18 protein-coding genes are annotated in these 18,023 nt (G+C 68.7%); 10 read left to right on the top strand and 8 right to left on the bottom strand.

The features are described from left to right. Positions 1-44: 44 nt before the first annotated feature. Positions 45-587, top strand: coding sequence for a SigE family RNA polymerase sigma factor (locus tag ACFFGN_RS15310; RefSeq protein ID WP_380047871.1), 543 nt, complete (start codon positions 45-47; stop codon positions 585-587). Continuing rightward, positions 587-1,147, top strand: a complete 561-nt coding sequence (locus ACFFGN_RS15305; RefSeq protein ID WP_380047869.1) for a RodZ family helix-turn-helix domain-containing protein — start codon at positions 587-589, stop codon at positions 1,145-1,147. The genes ACFFGN_RS15310 and ACFFGN_RS15305 overlap by 1 nt, the downstream gene beginning before the upstream one ends. Before the next feature lie 163 nt (positions 1,148-1,310). On the opposite strand, the gene ACFFGN_RS15300 is transcribed toward ACFFGN_RS15305, so the two are convergent. The 5 genes from ACFFGN_RS15300 to ACFFGN_RS15280 all read right to left on the bottom strand — a co-directional run bounded on the left by ACFFGN_RS15300 (position 1,311) and on the right by ACFFGN_RS15280 (position 5,794). Then, positions 1,311-2,174, bottom strand: coding sequence for a hypothetical protein (locus tag ACFFGN_RS15300; protein WP_380047867.1), 864 nt, complete (start codon positions 2,172-2,174; stop codon positions 1,311-1,313). Positions 2,175-2,214: 40 nt separating this feature from the next. Beyond that, complete coding sequence (locus ACFFGN_RS15295) at positions 2,215-3,912, bottom strand: Mur ligase family protein (RefSeq protein WP_380047865.1); 1,698 nt, start codon at positions 3,910-3,912, stop codon at positions 2,215-2,217. A 35-nt stretch (positions 3,913-3,947) separates the two neighbouring features. Beyond that, positions 3,948-4,718, bottom strand: a complete 771-nt coding sequence (gene fabI / locus ACFFGN_RS15290; RefSeq protein ID WP_380047863.1) for an enoyl-ACP reductase FabI — start codon at positions 4,716-4,718, stop codon at positions 3,948-3,950. A gap of 50 nt (positions 4,719-4,768) precedes the next feature. After that, entirely contained in the window at positions 4,769-5,473 is a 705-nt protein-coding gene (gene fabG, locus ACFFGN_RS15285) for a 3-oxoacyl-[acyl-carrier-protein] reductase (RefSeq protein ID WP_380047861.1), read from the bottom strand. Between the two features lie 108 nt (positions 5,474-5,581). Continuing rightward, positions 5,582-5,794 carry a dodecin gene (locus ACFFGN_RS15280; RefSeq protein ID WP_380047859.1) on the bottom strand — a complete coding sequence of 71 codons (213 nt, stop codon included), beginning with the start codon at positions 5,792-5,794 and terminating at the stop codon, positions 5,582-5,584. Between the two features lie 155 nt (positions 5,795-5,949). On the opposite strand from ACFFGN_RS15280, the gene ACFFGN_RS15275 reads away from it, so the two are divergent. After that, entirely contained in the window at positions 5,950-6,249 is a 300-nt protein-coding gene (locus ACFFGN_RS15275) for a DUF3099 domain-containing protein (protein ID WP_380047857.1), read from the top strand. A gap of 212 nt (positions 6,250-6,461) precedes the next feature. Further along, positions 6,462-6,674 carry a hypothetical protein gene (locus tag ACFFGN_RS15270; RefSeq protein ID WP_380047855.1) on the top strand — a complete coding sequence of 71 codons (213 nt, stop codon included), beginning with the start codon at positions 6,462-6,464 and terminating at the stop codon, positions 6,672-6,674. A 34-nt stretch (positions 6,675-6,708) separates the two neighbouring features. On the opposite strand, the gene moaA is transcribed toward ACFFGN_RS15270, so the two are convergent. Next, positions 6,709-7,725 (bottom strand): GTP 3',8-cyclase MoaA, encoded by a 1,017-nt coding sequence (gene moaA, locus ACFFGN_RS15265; protein ID WP_380047853.1) that lies wholly within the window; start codon positions 7,723-7,725, stop codon positions 6,709-6,711. 149 nt (positions 7,726-7,874) lie between these two features. Between moaA and ACFFGN_RS15260 the strand changes: the two genes are divergently transcribed. From ACFFGN_RS15260 to ACFFGN_RS15250, 3 genes are all read left to right on the top strand, one after another. Continuing rightward, the gene (locus tag ACFFGN_RS15260; protein WP_380047851.1) at positions 7,875-8,699 is read left to right on the top strand and encodes an SURF1 family cytochrome oxidase biogenesis protein; all 825 of its coding nucleotides are present in this window, start codon (positions 7,875-7,877) and stop codon (positions 8,697-8,699) included. Next, a complete protein-coding gene (locus tag ACFFGN_RS15255; RefSeq protein WP_380047849.1) occupies positions 8,590-10,425 on the top strand; it encodes a glycoside hydrolase family 15 protein in 1,836 nt (611 codons plus the stop codon). Before ACFFGN_RS15260 ends, ACFFGN_RS15255 begins: the two co-directional genes overlap by 110 nt. 120 nt (positions 10,426-10,545) lie before the next feature. Then, positions 10,546-11,304 carry an SDR family oxidoreductase gene (locus ACFFGN_RS15250; protein ID WP_380047847.1) on the top strand — a complete coding sequence of 253 codons (759 nt, stop codon included), beginning with the start codon at positions 10,546-10,548 and terminating at the stop codon, positions 11,302-11,304. A gap of 30 nt (positions 11,305-11,334) precedes the next feature. Here the strand turns inward: ACFFGN_RS15250 and ligD are convergent, their stop codons facing one another. Then, positions 11,335-12,393 carry a non-homologous end-joining DNA ligase gene (ligD, locus tag ACFFGN_RS15245; RefSeq protein ID WP_380047844.1) on the bottom strand — a complete coding sequence of 353 codons (1,059 nt, stop codon included), beginning with the start codon at positions 12,391-12,393 and terminating at the stop codon, positions 11,335-11,337. A gap of 168 nt (positions 12,394-12,561) precedes the next feature. Between ligD and ACFFGN_RS15240 the strand changes: the two genes are divergently transcribed. From ACFFGN_RS15240 to msrB, 3 genes are all read left to right on the top strand, one after another. Further along, entirely contained in the window at positions 12,562-14,157 is a 1,596-nt protein-coding gene (locus ACFFGN_RS15240; protein ID WP_380047842.1) for a M4 family metallopeptidase, read from the top strand. A 126-nt stretch (positions 14,158-14,283) separates the two neighbouring features. After that, complete coding sequence (locus tag ACFFGN_RS15235; RefSeq protein WP_380047840.1) at positions 14,284-16,677, top strand: DUF8508 domain-containing protein; 2,394 nt, start codon at positions 14,284-14,286, stop codon at positions 16,675-16,677. A gap of 36 nt (positions 16,678-16,713) precedes the next feature. Beyond that, positions 16,714-17,133 (top strand): peptide-methionine (R)-S-oxide reductase MsrB, encoded by a 420-nt coding sequence (msrB, locus tag ACFFGN_RS15230; protein ID WP_380047838.1) that lies wholly within the window; start codon positions 16,714-16,716, stop codon positions 17,131-17,133. A 66-nt stretch (positions 17,134-17,199) separates the two neighbouring features. Here the strand turns inward: msrB and ACFFGN_RS15225 are convergent, their stop codons facing one another. Next, the gene (locus ACFFGN_RS15225; protein ID WP_380047835.1) at positions 17,200-18,012 is read right to left on the bottom strand and encodes a putative protein N(5)-glutamine methyltransferase; all 813 of its coding nucleotides are present in this window, start codon (positions 18,010-18,012) and stop codon (positions 17,200-17,202) included. Positions 18,013-18,023: the final 11 nt, after the last annotated feature.

The raw sequence follows: 18,023 nt of genomic DNA, 5'->3' as shown, positions 1-18,023 counted from the left end.
CAGCGGGGTCCCAGGGCGTTTGGTGGGATGAGGAAGGGACACCGATGAGAGAACGAAATACGGCCGGACGGGATCCGGGTGATGACTTCGATGCCTTTGTGCGGGCTCGGTGGACTACCACCGCGCGGTTCGCTTATGCGCTGACGCTGGATCGGCAGGCGGCCGAGGACCTGGCGCAGGAGTCGTTCGCCAAACTGTGGTTCCACTGGCAGAAGGTGGGCGCGGAGAACCCGGACGGGTATCTGCGCCGCATCGTCACCACCACGTTTCTGTCCGGCCGGCGCCGCCGCTGGATCGGTGAGCGCCCCACCGCCGCCGTACCGGACCACCCGGTCGGTCCCGAGACGGGCCGGATTGACGATCAGCTGTCACTGCGGCAGGCGATGGGCCGGCTCAGTCCGCGCCAGCGCGCCGCCGTGTATCTGCGGTACGCCGAGGATCTGCCCGAGCAGGTGGTCGCCGAGCTGATCGGCTGTTCCGTTGGCACCGTCAAGACCCACGCCAGCCGTGGTCTGGCCGCACTCCGCGGCGATCAAACACTCGAGTCCGCCGGCGTGTTCGCCGGTATCGCGGAAGGCCATGCCTGATGACCGATGACCTGAAGAGAATGTTCGACAACCTCACCGACGCCCGGCCGGAGCCGACCGATCCGACTGCCCGTGTGCATGCCAAGATCAAGCACAAGCGCCACCGTCGACGTACGGCCATGGTCGTGGCGACCGCTGCCGCGAGCGTGCTGGTGATCACGGCGGTGCCCGCGCTCGGCAACCTCGGCGGCGGCGACACCGGCGTGAGTGACGCACCGGCGCCCGCCGACACGCCCACCCCGCTGCCGAACATCACGGGCACGCCCAAGCCGGTCCCGGATCCGACGAAGCCACCTACCAGCGAGCCGACGGCGAACCCGACCAAGCCCGCTGCGACACCGACGCCGAACCCGACCAAGCCTCCGGCGACGCCGAAGCCGACCGCCAACCCCACCAAGACGCCCACCGGCGTGCCAACGCAGACGCCGAACCCGACGAAGGCGCCCAGCACCAAGCCGACGCCGAACCCGACCAAGCCCCCGGCGACACCGACGCCGACGCCCAACCCCACCAAGACGCCCACACCGATCCCGAACCCCACCAAGGCGCCGTCGAAGTAGCCACCGCTGCTCTGGGGTTTGCGTTCATTCGTCGGAATACGGCCGATAGCTATCCTGCATACCGGCCGTATTCCGACAAATGACGCAAACCCCAGACGGCAAACCCCAGACGGCAAACCCCAGACGGCAAACCCCAGACGGCAGGACCAGTCAGGGGCGAAGGTCAGGGGCGGCGTGGGAGAAGGCGGCGGACGGGTTCTTCGCGATCGATCCAGTCGAGGTCACCGGGGATGAAGGCGTCGTTACCCCGGCCGTCCAAGGCGGAGTCGGCCGGCAATGCGGAAGGCGGCGGTAAAGCCCGTACCTTCATCGCGGTCATCGGGATCGCGAGGAAGAAGGCCGCCGCCAGCCAAGGCCAGTACGCCAGCAGAAACGGGCCGAAGGCAAGGAAGAACGCGTCCGAGGCGCCATCCGCGACCAGGTCGGCGCTCAGGCCCTTGCCCAGATCGCCCGCCACCCGCGCGCACGCCTCGATGAAGGCGAACGACGCGACGTACGCCGCGGTGATGGGCAACCAGTAGTAGGCCGCGCGCCAGCCCGTCCGCCAGATCGCGACGTGGAACAGCACGGCCAGTCCGATCGCGATGAGCAGGCCGTTGAGCTCCCACAGCCAGCGCCACTGGGCCAGCGGTTCCCCCGGCAACACGATGTACGACGCGAGCGGCAACGTCAGCGCGAAGGCCGCCGGAACCGACCGCCGGCTACCCAAGGCGCCCGCGAGTGATCCGGCCAGGCTCGCCACGGACAGCACGATCCACAGGCCGCGCGCCTCGATGAACGAGTGGTCGCTGAACCACCAGGCCGCCGAGGCCAGCAACAAGCCGAGCCCGAGCGAGGCCCGGACCCGGCCTACCAGCAGGCCGACCGCCACGCCGCCGGTGAAGCCGCCGATGATCAGCACGTCCACCGAGGAAGTTGCCGACGGCACCAACGCCCCGGGATTGCCCGCGCTCAGGTACGACGGGGTGAACCCCAGCACGAACCAGGCGGCGATCGCCGACGGGACGGACCACAGTGCGCGCAACATGACGACCTCTGACACTGGCCGTGTGCGGGCGAGGAACCGGTCAGTGCTGTGCTCGTTCGACCTTGCTCTTCAAGGTCTCCGGACTATCGACGGTAGCTCCCTCGGCCCGCAACCAGGCGTCAAGACTCGCCCGATCCTGCAAGGCCATTACCGCGACCACGTCACCGGCCTTGGCTTCGTCGAACAGGAAGTTGGCCGCCTCCAGCTCGGACGGGAACGACGGCACGTCCTCGACGCCGACAGACCGGGTGCCGATCCGGAACACCTCGTCGAGTTCGCGCGGATCGCGCCCGCGAAGGTAGTCGCCCTTGTGGCCGATCACCACCCGGTCGGCCACGCGCGCCCCCATCTCCCCCATCGCCGTGACCATGTCGTCGGCGCGGTCGCCGGGTGAGCCCAGCGCAAGCAGCAGCCGCCCGCCGGGAGCGCGGACGCCGTTCATGATCTCCAGCAGGGCTTCAAGACCGGCCTCGTTGTGCGCGAGGTCGATCACCACGGTGAAGTCGCGCACCGAGTACATGTTCATCCGGCCCGGGTTGTGCTCCGGCCCCGGCCGGAACGAGCTCAGGCCCTCCACCACGGCGGTCTTCGGCAGGCCGAGGCCCAGCGCGGCGGACGCGGCGGCGAGCGCGTTCTCGACGTTGAACCGGGACAACCCGGCCAGCGTCATCGGTACGTCGACCACCTTCAGCAACGGCGTCGGATCGTCCGAGCCCGACAGCACGGTGATCCAGCCGTCGAGCACGGTGGTCGCCCGGCCGCCCTCGTCCAGCACGGTCCGGATCGACGGCGAATCCGCGTCCCGGGAGAACACCCAGCACTTCGCGGGCGAACCGAGCCGCATCGCGAACGTGCGCGGGTCGTCGCCGTTCACCACGCACCAGCCGCGCGGCCGGGTGATCTTCGTCACCACGGCCTTCACCTCGGCCAGCTGGTCCACCGTGTCGATGCCACCGAGGCCGAGGTGGTCCGCGGAGATGTTCGTGACCACCGAGACGTCGTTCCAGGCGACACCGATACCGCGACGCAGGATCCCGCCACGGGCTGTCTCGGTCACCGCGAGCTGCAGGCCCGGGTGGGCCAGCACGGTTCCGGCGCCGGACGGGCCCGAGTAGTCGCCGTACTTCACCAGCTCGCCATCGACGTACACGCCGTCGGTACTGGACCAGCCGACGTGCAGACCGGCGGCCCGGCCGATGTGCGCGATCATCCGGGACGTTGTGGTCTTGCCGTTCGTACCGGTGATGGCGACGACGGGGATCTTCGGGCGCAACGTCGGCGGCGGGTTGCCGGGCGGTTCGTCCCGGACCCGCTCACCGGCGGTGGTGATCACCTGAGCCAGTTCCTCGTCGGGCCGGCCGAAGGCGTCGAGCACCTCAGCGATCGCCGAGCCGAGCGCCTTCGCCCGGTCCTCGTGCACCCACGGATACGCCACCACAACTCGCCGTACGTCGCTCTCGGGCCGGACCCGGACGCCGAGGCGCCCGATCCCGGACTCGCGGGCCAGGCGCCGGACCACATGGCCGACCACCCGGATCGCGAAGCGCTGCCGAAAGCCCGAGCCGATCCCGCCCGGGCGGGTGCTGCCGAGCCCGAGGGCCGACGCGAACGCCTTGGCCTCGGGCGCGGGCGCGTCCATCAGGGCGGTGAGATCCAGCGTGAGCTTGATCGCGGCACGGCTGAAGTAGAGGTTGGCGCCGTCCAGGACACGGAGCTCAACGAGGGAGGTGGTGCTCATTGGCGATTCAGTTGCCCCTTCTGGGCGTTGAGGGCTCAGGCGCCCATCGCGTGGAAGCCACCGTCGACGTGCACGATCTCGCCGGTGGTGGCGGGGAAGAAGTCGCTCAGCAGGGCCACGATGGCCTTACCGGCGGGCTCCAGGTCGGACGGGTCCCAGCCGAGCGGGGCCTGGTCCAGCCACGGGCCTTCGAACTTCTCGAAGCCCGGGATCGCCTTCGCGGCCAGGGTCTTCAGCGGCCCGGCAGAGACGAGGTTGCAGCGGATACCGTTGGCGCCGAGATCGCGCGCGAGGTACCGCGAGGTGGATTCGAGCGCCGCCTTGGCCACGCCCATCCAGTCGTAACCGGGCCAGGCCACGGTCGCGTCGAAGGTGACACCGACCACGCTGCCGCCCGGGCTCATCAACGGCGCGCAGGCCATCGCGAGCGACTTCAGCGAGTACGCCGAGACATGCAGGGCATGCGAGACGTCCTCCCACGGGCCTTCCAGGAACTTGCCGCCGAGGATCGTCTCGGGATTGCCGTACGCGATCGAGTGCACGACGCCGTCGAGGCCGTCCACGTGCTCACGGACCTGGTCGGCCAGCCCGGCGAGGTGCTCGGCGTTGCTGACGTCGAGCTCCAGCACCGGCGCGGGCGACGGCAGCCGCCCGGCGATGCGCTTGGTGATGTTCAGCGCGCGGCCGAAGTTCGAGATCAGGACCGTCGCGCCCTGCTCCTGCGCGACCTTGGCGGCGGCGAAGCCGATCGAGGAGTCCAGCGTCACCCCGGCGATCAGGATCCGCTTACCGTCGAGAATGCCCACGAGAACAGCCTTTCTGCAGAGGAGAAGAACGGGCTACCAGCGGCGTCGGGCTAGTTGCCCATGCCGATACCGCCGTCGACCGGGATCACCGCGCCGGTGATGTAGCCGGCCTCTTCGGAGGCGATCCAGCGCACGGCGTTCGCGATCTCCGTGGTCAGGCCGAAGCGGCCGAGCGGGATCTGGCCCAGGTACTGCTTCTGGGTCTCCTCGGGCAGTACGGCGGTCATGTCGGTCTCCACGAAACCGGGCGCCACCACGTTGGTGGTGATACCGCGGGAACCGAGCTCACGCGCCATCGACCGGGCCATACCGATCAGGCCGGCTTTGCTCGCGGCGTAGTTGACCTGGCCGGGCGAACCGAGCATGCCGACCACGGACGAGATGAAGACGATCCGGCCGCGCTTGAGCCGCAACATGCCCTTGGCAGCCCGCTTGGCGACCCGGAACGAGCCGGTGAGGTTGGTGTCGATGACCGACTGCCAATCGTCCTCGGACATGCGCAGCAGCAACGTGTCCCGGGTGATACCGGCGTTCGCGATCAGCACCTCGACCGGACCGTGCGCGGCCTCGATCTCGGTGAAGGCGGCGTCGACCTGCTCCGGCACGGTGATGTCGCACTTCACGCCGAGGAACCCGGCCGGCGGCTCGCCGCTGCGATAGGTGACCGCGACCTTGTCGCCCGCCTCGGCGAACGCGGTGGCGATGGCCAGGCCGATGCCCCGGTTGCCACCGGTGACCAGTACCGATCTACCCACGGATACATCCTCACTCTCGTCCAACGGACCCGTCGCGCCGAACGCTATCGCCGTACCACCCGGTACGACGAAGCCGGGCGGTCCGTTTCGCTTCCGGGGCCGGGCGGATCAGCTGTCTTCGAGCCGGAAACCGACCTTCAGGCCGACCTGGTAGTGGTCGATCTGGTTGTCCACGATGTGCCCGCGGATCTGCGTCACCTCGAACCAGTCCAGGTGCCGCAACGTCTCCCCGGCGCGCTTGATGCCGTTGGTGATCGCCTGATCGACGCCCTCCTTCGACGTACCGACGATCTCGGTGATGCGGTAGGTGCGGTCGGCCATGACAACTCCTTGGCTCGGGCCGGCCCGGTCTACCCGGTCCGGCGGTTGTTGCGGTTGCTCCGGCCGGATCTGCCCGGTCGGGACGTTGTTGCGGTTGCTCCGGTCGCGCCCGCGTTGGAGCCGCGGCGTACCGTGATTGTTGTCGAGGAGGATAGATGCCGAAGCTGAGCCGCCGGAGCGACGAGCCGGTGATCGCGGTCACGAGTGCGCAACCAGCCCACTCCGAGGAGCTGGACAGCCGGATCGCGCGATACGCCTGGATGATGTCGCTGCGCATCGTGTGCTTCGTGCTCGCCGTGGTGACCCCGTCACCGTGGCGCTGGGGCTTCGTTGTCGGTGCCGTTTTCCTGCCGTCGGTGGCCGTCGTACTGGCCAACGCGCGCAAGACCGCGAAGGCCAAGAAGGTCGATGCGTTCGTCGCGCCGGCACGTCCGCAGCTCGACACCAAAAAGTGATCCGCGCCGGGACTGGATTCTGAAGACACATCCATGCCAGAATCTCCCGCGTGCTCTGAAACACGTCGTTGAAATTTCAGAGCAGAGTGATGCGGCGTCGGACGGCTCCCCCCGTGGCTGTCCGACGTCGCTTCATTTTGCCCGGGGCCAATTGAGGAAATATGCCAGGACAAATTGCTGCCCCGTCAGGAATGTTGTCAGGAGATACCGAAATGACTTTCGATCCCACCCCGGCCGGCGAACTGCCCACGGTCTGTTCCTCCCGGGGCTGCGGCAATCCAGCCACCTGGCGGCTGCTCTGGAACAACCCGAAGATCCATACCCCAGAACGGCGTAAGACCTGGCTTGCCTGTGACGACCACAAGCAGAGCCTGTCGGACTTCCTGGGCGCCCGATCGTTCCTGCGGGAAGTCGAGCCTTTCTGAAAGCCGGGCTTTTCCGACTTTCTCCCGCCGGCTATTAACCGCCGATGGCCGACATCGGCCGCGCGGGTTGCAGGAAGGCCGGATCGTCGATGCCATGACCGGGTAGTTTTCCGCGCATCGCGGCCCGCCAGCGTTCGGCCAGTTCGAGGTCGTCCGCGCCAGCGCGCAGTGCCGTTCGCAGGTCGGATTCGGTCCGCGCGAACAGGCAGTTGCGAACCTGTCCGTCGGCAGTCAGCCGGACCCGGTCGCAGTCCCCGCAGAACGGCCGCGTCACCGACGCGATGATGCCGACCGTGGCCGGGCCACCCGCGACGGTGAACAACTCGGCCGGCGCGCTCCCCCGGGCCGCGGCATCGGTCGGCCGCAGATCGAACGGATCGGCCAGCAGCTCGAGGATCTCGTCGGCCGTCACCATGTCGGCGCGGCTCCACCCGTGCTGCGCGTCCAGCGGCATCTGCTCGATGAAGCGCAGGTCGTAGCCGTGATCGAGGCAGAACCGCAGCAGCTCGGGCGCCTGGTCGTCGTTCACCCCACGCATCAGGACGGCGTTGACCTTCACCGGTGTCAGTCCGGCGCGCTGCGCGGCGTCCAGGCCGGCGAGCACGTCCTTGAGCCGGTCACGCCGGGTCAGTTGCTCGAAACGGTCCGGCCGGACCGTGTCGAGGCTGACGTTCACCCGGTCGAGCCCGGCCTCCTTCAGCGCCTCGGCCTGCCGGGCCAGCCCGATGCCGTTGGTGGTGATGGAGATCTCCGGCCGGGGCGTCAGCGCCGCCGTGCGCGCCACGATGCCCACCACGCCGCGGCGCAGCAACGGCTCGCCACCGGTGAACCGGATCTCGGTGACGCCGAGTTGCTCGACGGCGACCGTGACCAGCCTGACCAGTTCGTCATCGGTGAGCAGCTCCGGTTTGGCCAGCCAGTCCAGGCCTTCCTCGGGCATGCAGTAGGTGCAGCGCAGGTTGCAGCGATCGGTCAGGGACACCCGTAGATCCGTCGCGACCCGGCCGAAGCCGTCCGCGAGTCCGTTGCTGGGCCTCACAGGATTGTTCACCGTCACCTGCCTCTCCGACCCAAGCCTACGGCCCCGGTCCACACCGACCCCCTTGACGGCGACCGGCCGGTGAGACGGACGCCGCTGATCCGGCCGCGAAGTACCTGGCTGCTGACCGGCCGGTGACGCGGATGGCTTAGGTTCGGGGTGTGCGCAAACTGCTCACCCTCCGCTGGCTGACCGCCGCAGCGATGATCGTCGTACTGGCCATCATCTGCTTCGTGCTCGGCGAATGGCAGCTGTCCAGGCTCGGCGAGCGGCGCGAACGCAACGACGTCACCCGGTCCAACCTGGCCGCGACCCCAGCTCCGGTGCTGGACATCGTCGGCCCGGACAAGGTTGTCGGTGAGGCCCACGACTGGCGTACGGCGACCGCGACCGGCACGTACGACGTGAGCCGCCAGCTGGTGATCCGGTATCGCAACGTGTCCGACCGGCGCGGATTCGAGATCGTCACGCCGTTGCGCCTGGCCGACGGCAGCGTGCTGCTGGTGGATCGTGGTTTCCTGCCGCGCGGCAACAACAGCTCCGAGGTGCCACCGATCCCGGCCGCACCGACCGGCGAGGTCACCGTCACCGGGCGGTTGCGCCGCAGTGAGCGCGGCGGGGACACCAAGGGCGTCGTACCGGTGGATGGCAGTGCGCGGCTGATCAACGCGCCGGCGATCGCTGAGGCCACCGGCCAGCCGTTGATCGACGGCTACCTGCTGGCCGATTCGCAGCAACCGGCGGCCGATCCGGCGTTCCGCCGGCTGCCGCCGCCGGAGATCGACAGCGGCCCGCATTTCTTCTATGCGCTGCAATGGTTCTTGTTCGCGCTCCTCGCCCTGGGCGGACTGGTCTACTTCACGAGAAGGGACGTACGTGACGGATCGCCCGAATCCCGCGAACCCGAGGCGGTTGCCGCCGGACCGGCGGATCGAGGACTACGCCCTGATCGGGGACACCCAGACAGCGGCGCTGGTCTCGACTGACGGCTCGATCGACTGGTTGTGCTTTCCCCGGTTCGACTCCCCCGCGTGTTTCGCTGCCCTGCTCGGCACCGAGGACAACGGCCACTGGCGGATCCGGCCGCAGGACGCGACGGCCACCAGCACCCGGCAGTACCGCGGTGACACGCTGATCCTGGAGACGGACTGGGTCACGCCGACCGGTTCCGTGCGGGTGATCGACTTCATGCCGCCGCGTGACGCCGCGCCCGACGTGATTCGCGTCGTGCAGGGCATCTCCGGCCGGGTGGCGATGCGGTCGGAGCTGCGCCTGCGCTTCGACTATGGCCACATCGTGCCGTGGGTCCGCCAGGTCGACGGCCAGGTCGTCGCGATCGCCGGACCGGACGCGGTGGCCCTGCGCAGCGACGTCCACCAGTACGGCAAGGACTTCGCGACGTACGGCGATTTCGAGATCTCCCCCGGCGACCAGGCCTGGTTCGTACTCACCTGGCACGCCTCGCACGAACCGCTGCCGCGACCGGCCAACGCGATGGAGAGCCTGGACCAGACCGAGTCGTACTGGACCGAGTGGATCGCGCGCAGCCGCGACGCCGGTTCGTCCTCGGAAGAGGTCAAACGCTCGCTGCTCACGCTGAAGGCGCTCACCTACTCCCCGTCGGGCGGTATCGTGGCCGCGCCGACGACCTCACTACCGGAGGACATGGGCGGCGAACGCAACTGGGACTACCGGTTCTGCTGGTTACGCGACGCCACGATGACGCTGGCCGCCTTGATCCGCTCGGGTTATACCGAGGAGGCCTCGGCCTGGCGGGATTGGTTGCTGCGGGCAATCGCCGGATCACCGAAGGACGTGCAGATCATGTACGGCGTGACCGGTGAACGCCGGTTGCCGGAACTGACGGCCGACTGGCTACCCGGCTTCGGTGGTTCCCAGCCGGTCCGGATCGGCAACGCCGCCGCCGACCAGTTGCAGCTCGACGTGTTCGGCGAGGTCATGGACGTGCTCGCACTGGCCCGCGAAAGCGAGATCGGCCCGAGCGACGACGCGTGGTCCGTGCAGCAGGGGCTGATGAACCACCTGCAGGGCATCTGGCACGAGCCTGACGAAGGTATCTGGGAGGTCCGCGGCGATCGCCAGCACTTCACCTACTCGAAGGTGATGACGTGGGTCGCGTTCGACCGGGCCGCCCGCGCGGTCCAGCGGTTCGGCCTGAGTGGTCCGGCCAAACAGTGGCGCGCCACGGCCGACGAGATCCATCAGCAGGTCTGTGCCCAGGCGTACGACCCGGACCGGAACACCTTCACCCAGGCGTATGGCGGCAAGGCCCTCGACGCCTCGGTGCTGCTCATCCCCCAGGTCGGGTTCCTGCCGCCGACGGACGCGCGCGTGGTCGGCACGATCGAGGCGGTGCAGCGAGAACTCGCCGTGGACGGGTTCACCCGGCGTTACCGGACCGACCACACCGACGACGGCCTGAGCGGTGACGAGGGCGCCTTCCTGATCTGCTCGTTCTGGCTGGCGGACTCGCTCGCGCTGATCGGCCGGGTCGGCGAGGCCCGTGCCTTGTACGACAAGCTCGTTGCCCTTCGCAACGACGTGGGCCTGCTGGCGGAGGAGTACGACCCGGCGACCAAGCGCATGCTCGGGAACTTCCCGCAGGCCTTCTCCCACCTCGGCCTGGTCAACACCGCGTGGCACCTGAACGAGCACGACAAGTGCACCCCGCTCCGCCCGTCGTCGTACTAGCTCCGCCCACGTCGTACCGCTGTCGGATTCCTGCCGGCCGGGCCATGATCTGGGACACAGGAATCGCGGCGTTGTGGCAGGACCGTAGGTTGTCCGGCGAGCGTGAGGCAGGATTGGCCCGTGGACCTTCGACTGCGGGATCGAACCTATATCGTCACCGGCGCCAGTGGGGGGCTCGGTTTCGCGGCCGCGCAGGCCCTCGTGGACGAAGGCGCCCGGCTGGTGATCTCCAGCCGTGACGAGGAGTCGATCACCCGGGCCGCCGCCACCCTCGGCACCTCCCGCGTGGTCGGTATCGCCACCGACAACGCCGATCCCGAAGGCGCCGAGCGCCTCGTCGCGACGGCCGTCGCCAAATGGGGCAGCCTGCACGGCGCCCTGATCAGCGTCGGCGGACCGACGCCCGGCAGCGCGATGGACACCAACGAGGACGACTGGCGCAACGCCTTCGACAGCGTTTTCCTCGGCGGTCTGCGGATCGCGCGGGCGGTGGCTCGTTCCGGCGAGGACGGTACGTCGATCGCCTTCGTACTCTCGTCCTCGGTCAAGTCCCCCATCGGCGGCCTGGCCATTTCGAACGGCCTTCGCCCGGGGCTCGCGATGGTGGCGAAGACCCTCGCGGACGAACTCGGCCCCTCGGGAACGCGCGTCAACGGCCTGCTGCCCGGCCGGATCGCGACGGACCGCCTCAAGCAGCTTGACGGCAAGTCGGGCAACCCGGACGAGGCCCGCCGCCAGAGCGAGAAGCAGATCCCCTTGCGCCGGTACGGAACGCCGGAGGAATTCGGCCAGATCGCCGCCTTCGTGCTCTCCCCCGTCGCCTCCTACCTGACCGGCGCCATGATCCCCATCGACGGCGGCGCCCTCCGCACCCTCTGACCACCACGACCAGTCCGGCCGGCCCGAGGTTCAGTCGCGCGGGCGGTCCTTGGCGCGGGACGGCTGGACGCGGAGGGGTTCGCCCGGCATCTTCGGGTATTCCGGTGGGTACGGGAGATCGCCCTCGCCGTGGTCGCGTTCGTGCTTGGCGGAAAGCTCCAGCAGGGAATCCAGCGCGAAGGCCTTTTCGCCCACGGCCGCGTGGAGATCGCCCACCTTGGCGAACCGCGCGGGCATCGTCAGTACGTCGAAGTCGTCCGGCATCACCTCCGGCACCTCGTCCCACGTGAGCGGCGCGGATACCCGCGCGCGGGCGTTCGGGCGGACCGAGTACGCCGAAGCGATGGTCCGGTCCCGGGCCATCTGGTTGTAGTCGATGAAGATGCGTTCGCCGCGTTCTTCCTTCCACCAGTTGACCGTCACCTGGTCGGGCATCCGGCGCGACAGCTCGCGGCCCAGCGCGATCACCGCGCGACGGGCTTCGACGAAGGTCCAGCGCGGTTCGATCGGCACGTAGACGTGCAACCCGCGCCCGCCCGAAGTCTTCGGGAATCCCTCCAGCCCATGCTCGGCAAGCAGCTCCTGCAAGGCCGGAGCCACCCGCGCCGCGTCGGCGAAATCCGTGCCCGGTTGGGGGTCGAGGTCGATCCGGAGCTGGTCGGGGTGTTCCACCTCGGGCCGCCGTACCGGCCAAGGGTGGAAGGTGAGCGTGCCGAGGTTGACCGCCCAGGCGACGGCGCCGAGCTCGGTCGGGCAGAGCTCGTCGGCGGGACGGCCGCTCGGGAACTTGATCGTGACGGTCTCGATCCACTCGGGCGCGCCCTTGGCGATGCGCTTCTGGTAGAACGCGTCGCCCTTGTTGTCCATCCGGGTGGACAACCTCGCGCCCTCGAACCAGCCGCCGGGCCAGCGCTCGAGCGTGGTGGGCCGGTCCCGCAGGGCGCCGAGAATGCCGTCGCCGACCGCGAGGAAGTAGTTCACGATATCCAGCTTGCTCAGCCGTCGATCGGCGAAATACGGCTTGTCGGGATTGCTGACCCGGACCGTTCTGCCCGCGATCTCCAGCTCGATAGCTTTCGTGGCCGCCATGGTCCGACCGTATCGCCGTTCCGTAGCAATCCTGCGCAAAACGGGCGTTTTGCAGGGAATCCCGCGAGGTTTTACGAGCTATGGCCACGCTAGGTAACTCGGGGGTAACGTGCTCGCACCTCGATCCGGCACGTGAGGCGTCCGGGTCACTCTCGAAGGAGCATGGGGATGAAGAAATCCGCCCTCCTCGCCGCCGCCACCGCCGTGGCGACCGCGACCGCACTCGGACTCACCGGTCCGGCCACTGCCAACGGAGCGCCACCAGCCGCTCCCAATCCCACGCCCGCCGAGGCCGTCGCGCACGCCAAGGCGGCCATCCCGGACCGCCTCGCCGCCCTGCGCGCGACCGGCGCCGACGCCTTCCTGGTCCGCAACGTCTCGATCGACAAGGACGGCACCAGCCACGTCCGGATGGACCGGACGATCGCGGGTCTGCCCGTACTCGGTGGCGACGTCGTCGTACATCAGACCAAGGACGGCTCGTTCAAGGAGGCCAGCCTCTCGCAGACCGGCTCCGCCAACGTCGCCCGTACGCCGAAGCTGAGCGTGGCCCAGGCGACCGGCAAGGCCATCGCCAAGGGGTACAAGGCCGAGGGCAAGCCGCGCCTGGTGATCGAGGCCCGCAAGGGTGCGCCGCGTCTCGCGTACCAGATCAGGTCGCACGGCGTACAGTCCGACGGCACGCCCAGCGACGTCTCGACCACGGTCGACGCGCTCACGGGTGCGACGCTGGTTCGCGAGCAGCACGTGCACACCGCGGGCGGTGACGGCCAGAGCCTGTACTCGGGCACGGTCGGGATCGACACCACGCCGGTCACCGGTGGCTTCACGTTGACCGACCCGGTTCGCGGCAACGGTTTCACCACCGACGCCCAGAACAAGACCGACTCCATCTGGTGCCAGATCTTCGGTATCGGCTGTCCCGTCGCGGTCAGGTTCACCGACGCCGACAACCACTGGGGCAACGGCCTGAACACCAACCGGCAGACCGCCGCCGTCGACGCGCACTACGGCGCCGCCAAGACCTGGGACTACTTCAAGGTCAACCACGGCCGGAACGGCATCTTCAACGACGGCAAGGGTGTCGAGAGCCGGGTGCACTTCGGCACCAACTACGTGAACGCGTTCTGGGACGGCAAGCGGATGACGTACGGCGATGGCGACGGTGTCGTGGCCGGGCCGCTGGTGTCGATCGACGTCGCCGGGCACGAGATGTCCCACGGCGTCACCACGGCCACCTCGAACCTCACCTACTCGGGTGAGTCCGGTGGTCTGAACGAGGCCACCAGCGACATTTTCGGCAGCCTGGTCGAGTTCTACGCCGGCAACGCCTCCGACCCCGGTGACTACTACATCGGCGAGGAGATCATGAAGGACCGCCCGGCGCTGCGCTTCATGGACAAGCCGAGCCGCGACGGCAAATCCAAGGACTGCTGGTACTCCGGCATCGGCAGCCTCGACGTGCACTACTCGTCCGGCGTCGCGAACCACTTCGCGTACCTGCTGGCCGAAGGCAGCGGCCCGAAGGTGTTCGGCGGCCTGAACCACGACTCGCCCACCTGCAACGGCTCGACCCTTGGCGGCATCGGTCGGGACAAGGTCGGCAAGATCTGGTACCGCGCGCTGACCACCTACTTCACCACCGGCACCACCTACGCGCAGGCTCGCACCGCCACGCTGAACGCGGCCCGCGACCTGTACGGCGCCGGCTCGGCGGAGCAGAACGCCGTCGCGGCGGCCTGGTCCGCGGTGAGCGTCAACTGATCGTTTGACCTCCGTCACCGCCCGGGGAACCCGCACAAGGTTTTCCGGGCGGTACGGCGAAATCGGTGCCGCTTGTTCACCCATTGGGCCTCGACGCCGGGAAATTGTGGTGTGAGAATCCCCCGCATGTCCGCCCTGCAACGACCGCGGCGCCTCGGCGCTGTAGCGGTCACCACATCCCTTGTCTTGTCCGGCGTCAGCGTCCTCGGCACCACCCCCGCCCTGGCCGCGTCGTCCACCGTCGTCATCACCGAGGTGTACGGCGGTGGCGGCAACTCCGGCGCCTCGCACACGCACGACTTCATCGAACTCACCAACAACGGTTCGGCCGCCGTCGACCTGACCGGCTGGTCCATCCAGTACGCGTCGGCGACCGGCAGCAGCTGGACCAACAAGATCAACCTCAGCGGCACGATCGCCCCGGGCGGCGTTTACCTCGCGCAGGGTGCGACCGGCGGCGCCAACGGCGTACCGCTGCCGACGCCCGACGCGACCGGCACCGTGAACATGTCGGGCACCGCCGGGAAGGTGGCCCTGGTCTCGTCGACCACCAGCCTGACCTGCTCGACCGGCTGCGCCACGTTGCCCGGCGTCGTCGACTTCGTCGGCTACGGCACCACCGCCTCCTCCAGTGAGACGGCCCCCGCGCCTGCTCCGTCGAACACCACCTCGGTCACCCGCAAGGTGCCGACCGTCGACGCCGACAACAACTCGACCGAGTTCGCGGCCGTGCCCCCGACGCCGAAGACCCTGACCAGCACTCCCCCGGACCCGGATCCGGTCGACGCCCGGATCCACCAGATCCAGGGCGCGACGCACCTGTCGCCGCTGAACGGCCAGTTTGTTGGCAACGTCACGGGTGTCGTCACCGCCAAGACCACGAACGGTTTCTGGTTCCAGGACCCCGAGCCCGACGCGGACCCGGCCACCAGCGACGGCCTGTTCGTCTTCACCGGCTCCGCGCCGTCCGTTGTTGTTGGCAACAGTGTTGTCGTCAAGGGCAAGGTCACCGAGTTCCGCCCGGGTGGTTCGGGTGGCAGCGACAACCTGACCATCACCGAACTGACCCAGCCCGAGGTCACCATCACCGGTACGGCGCCGGTGCCCGCGGCAACGATCGTCGGCCCGGGTGGTCGCGTTCCGCCGGCCAAGGTGATCGAGGACGACTCGAACGGCGATGTCGAGACGACCGGCACCTACGAGCCGGCTACCGACGGCATCGACTTCTGGGAATCCCTTGAGGGCATGTGGCTCGGCCTCGACCAGCCCGGCGTGACCGGCCTGCGCAGCTCCTTCGGTGAACTGCCGGTGGTCCCGGCCGGTTCCGGTACGCGGACCGTGCGCGGCGGCATTGTGCTGCTGAAGGACGACAACAACCCTGAGCGGATCATGCTCGACGACGTGCTCGCGCCGATCCCGACCGCCAAGGTGGGCGACAAGCTCGCCGGTGTCGTGACGGGTGTGCTCGACTACTCGTTCGGCAACTTCAAGCTGCAGGTGAGCCAGACCCCGACCGTCGTGGACGGCGGGCTGCAGCGCGAGAAGACCCGCGCCTCGCACGCCGCGCAGATCTCGGTGGCCACCTTCAACGTGGAGAACCTCGATCCGAGCGACGGCCCGGCGAAGTTCAACGGCCTGGCGCAGGCGATCGTGCAGAACCTGGCCTCACCGGACATCCTGGCGCTGGAAGAGGTGCAGGACAACGACGGCGCGGTCAACAGCGGCACCACCGCGGCCGACGTCACGCTGAATACCCTGACCGCGGCCATTCGCGCGGCGGGCGGGCCGGCGTACCAGTGGCGTCAGATCGACCCGGTGAACAACGCCGAGGGTGGTGAGCCGGGTGGCAACATCCGGGTGGCCTTCCTGTTCCGCAAGGACCGGCCGGTGCGGTTCGTGGACCGCCCCGGAGGCGGTTCGACCGTCGCCACCACCGTCGTACAGAAGCATGGCAAGCTCCAGCTGAGCGCCTCCCCCGGTCGCGTGGACCCGGCCAACCCGGCGTGGGCCGCGGCGCGGGTTCCGCTCGCGGGTGAGTTCACCTGGCTGGGCGATCCGCTGTTCGTGGTGGCGAACCACTTCAGCTCCAAGGGTGGGGACGACCCGCTGTGGGGCCGTACGCAGCCGCCGGTGCGCAGCAGTGAGGTCAAGCGGCACCAGCAGGCCCGGTCGGTGCGGGGCTTCGTGGACCAGATCCTCAGCAAGGACGCTCGTGCGAATGTGATCGTGCTCGGCGACATCAACGATTTCGACTTCGCCGAGACCACGGACATCCTGGTAGGAAGCGGTAATACCGCTCTGATTGATCTACCGCGTACGTTGAAAGATGCGGAACGGTACAGCTACGTGTTCGAGGGCAACAGCCAGATCCTCGACCAGATCCTGATGTCCAGGAACCTGCTGCCCGGTCACGCGTACGACATCGTGCACATGAACAGCGAGTTCCCCGACCAGATCAGCGACCACGACCCGCAGGTCGTGCGGGTCACCCCGGTACCGAGGTGGTGGCCGTTCCCCTGATCGGTGGCGGGCTCGCGCTAGGAGGAGAGGTCCGGCATGACAGACGACACCCAGCGCAAGTACGTGGTGGAGAAGTCGGACGACGAGTGGCGAGCCCAGCTGAGCCCGGCGGAGTACCAGGTGCTCCGCCAGGCCGGCACCGAGCGGCCTTACACCGGTGAGTACACCGGTACCAAGACCATCGGCGTCTACCGGTGCCGGGCCTGCCAGGCGGAGTTGTTCCGCAGCGAGACCAAGTTCGACTCGCACTGCGGCTGGCCGTCGTTCTTCGCGCCACTGGCCGAGGAGCGGGTGGAGTACATCGAGGACGTCTCGATGGGTATGAAGCGGGTGGAGGTGCGCTGCGCGAACTGCGGCAGCCACCTCGGCCACGTCTTCGAGGGCGAGGGCTACGGCACGCCCACCGACCTGCGCTACTGCATCAACTCGGTCAGCCTGACGCTCGACCCGGCCTGACCTTCCGGCCGGTTCTACCGGTCGGCTCTACCGGTCGGCTCTACCGGTCGGCTCTACCGGTCGGCTCTACCGGTCGGCTCTACCGGTCGGCCGAGGCTCGGCCTTGTGGCCGATCACGACGGTGGCGCCGCGGTCCTCGTCGTACGTCGTTTGCGCGGTCAGGCCGCCGGCCGCCATCACCTGGGTGGCCTCAGCGGCCTGGCGGTCACTCGTCTCCACCAGCAGGTGGCCGCCAGGCGCCAGCCATCCGGGCGCTTCGGCGGCCACCCTGCGCAGTACGTCGAGGCCGTCCGCGCCGCCATCCAGCGCGACCCGTGGCTCGTGCAGCCGGGCCTCGGGCGGCATCAACGCCACCGCCTCGGTCGGCACGTACGGAACGTTCGCAAGCAGTACGTCGACGCGACCGGCCAGATCCGGCGGCAACGGCGCGAACAGGTCTCCCTCGAAGACCGTGCCACCAACCGCCTCGACATTGCGTCGAGCGCAGCGAACCGCGGCTGGATCCACATCGGCCGCGACCAACTCGACGTCATCCAGCGCGTCCGCCAAGGCGATCCCGAGGGCGCCCGAGCCACAGCAGAGGTCGACCACCACGGTTTTGCGCTGGCGCGGGCTGAGGTGGATCGCCTGCTCGACGAGGAACTCGGACCGCCGGCGCGGTACGAAGACGCCAGGATCGAGCGAGATCCGCAGCCCGCGGAACAAAGCCCAGCCGACGACCTGCTCGAGTGGTTCGCCGCTGACCCGACGGGCGATCATCGCGGTCAACACCGCGCCCGTAGCCGCCGTACCGATCAACAGGTCGGCCTCATCCTCAGCGAACACACAACCGGCGGCGCGCAAGGTCCCGACGACGGCGGAACGCGACGGTGCAACCATCAAGCCGCCCC

Source organism: Kribbella deserti (assembly GCF_042434725.1).
GTDB lineage: Bacteria > Actinomycetota > Actinomycetes > Propionibacteriales > Kribbellaceae > Kribbella > Kribbella deserti.
The sequence above is the reverse complement of the archived record's forward strand: the minus strand, read 5'-3'. Positions and strand labels throughout refer to the sequence as shown.

Coding starts and splice junctions, on each gene's coding strand:
- ACFFGN_RS15270 (WP_380047855.1), top strand. CDS start 6,462: ATGACTTTCGATCCCACCCCGGCCGGCGAACTGCCCACGGTCTGTTCC.
- msrB (WP_380047838.1), top strand. CDS start 16,714: ATGACAGACGACACCCAGCGCAAGTACGTGGTGGAGAAGTCGGACGAC.
- ACFFGN_RS15295 (WP_380047865.1), bottom strand. CDS start 3,912: ATGAGCACCACCTCCCTCGTTGAGCTCCGTGTCCTGGACGGCGCCAAC.
- ligD (WP_380047844.1), bottom strand. CDS start 12,393: ATGGCGGCCACGAAAGCTATCGAGCTGGAGATCGCGGGCAGAACGGTC.
- ACFFGN_RS15310 (WP_380047871.1), top strand. CDS start 45: ATGAGAGAACGAAATACGGCCGGACGGGATCCGGGTGATGACTTCGAT.
- ACFFGN_RS15235 (WP_380047840.1), top strand. CDS start 14,284: ATGTCCGCCCTGCAACGACCGCGGCGCCTCGGCGCTGTAGCGGTCACC.
- ACFFGN_RS15240 (WP_380047842.1), top strand. CDS start 12,562: ATGAAGAAATCCGCCCTCCTCGCCGCCGCCACCGCCGTGGCGACCGCG.
- ACFFGN_RS15300 (WP_380047867.1), bottom strand. CDS start 2,174: ATGTTGCGCGCACTGTGGTCCGTCCCGTCGGCGATCGCCGCCTGGTTC.
- ACFFGN_RS15280 (WP_380047859.1), bottom strand. CDS start 5,794: ATGGCCGACCGCACCTACCGCATCACCGAGATCGTCGGTACGTCGAAG.
- ACFFGN_RS15275 (WP_380047857.1), top strand. CDS start 5,950: ATGCCGAAGCTGAGCCGCCGGAGCGACGAGCCGGTGATCGCGGTCACG.
- ACFFGN_RS15225 (WP_380047835.1), bottom strand. CDS start 18,012: ATGGTTGCACCGTCGCGTTCCGCCGTCGTCGGGACCTTGCGCGCCGCC.
- ACFFGN_RS15305 (WP_380047869.1), top strand. CDS start 587: ATGACCGATGACCTGAAGAGAATGTTCGACAACCTCACCGACGCCCGG.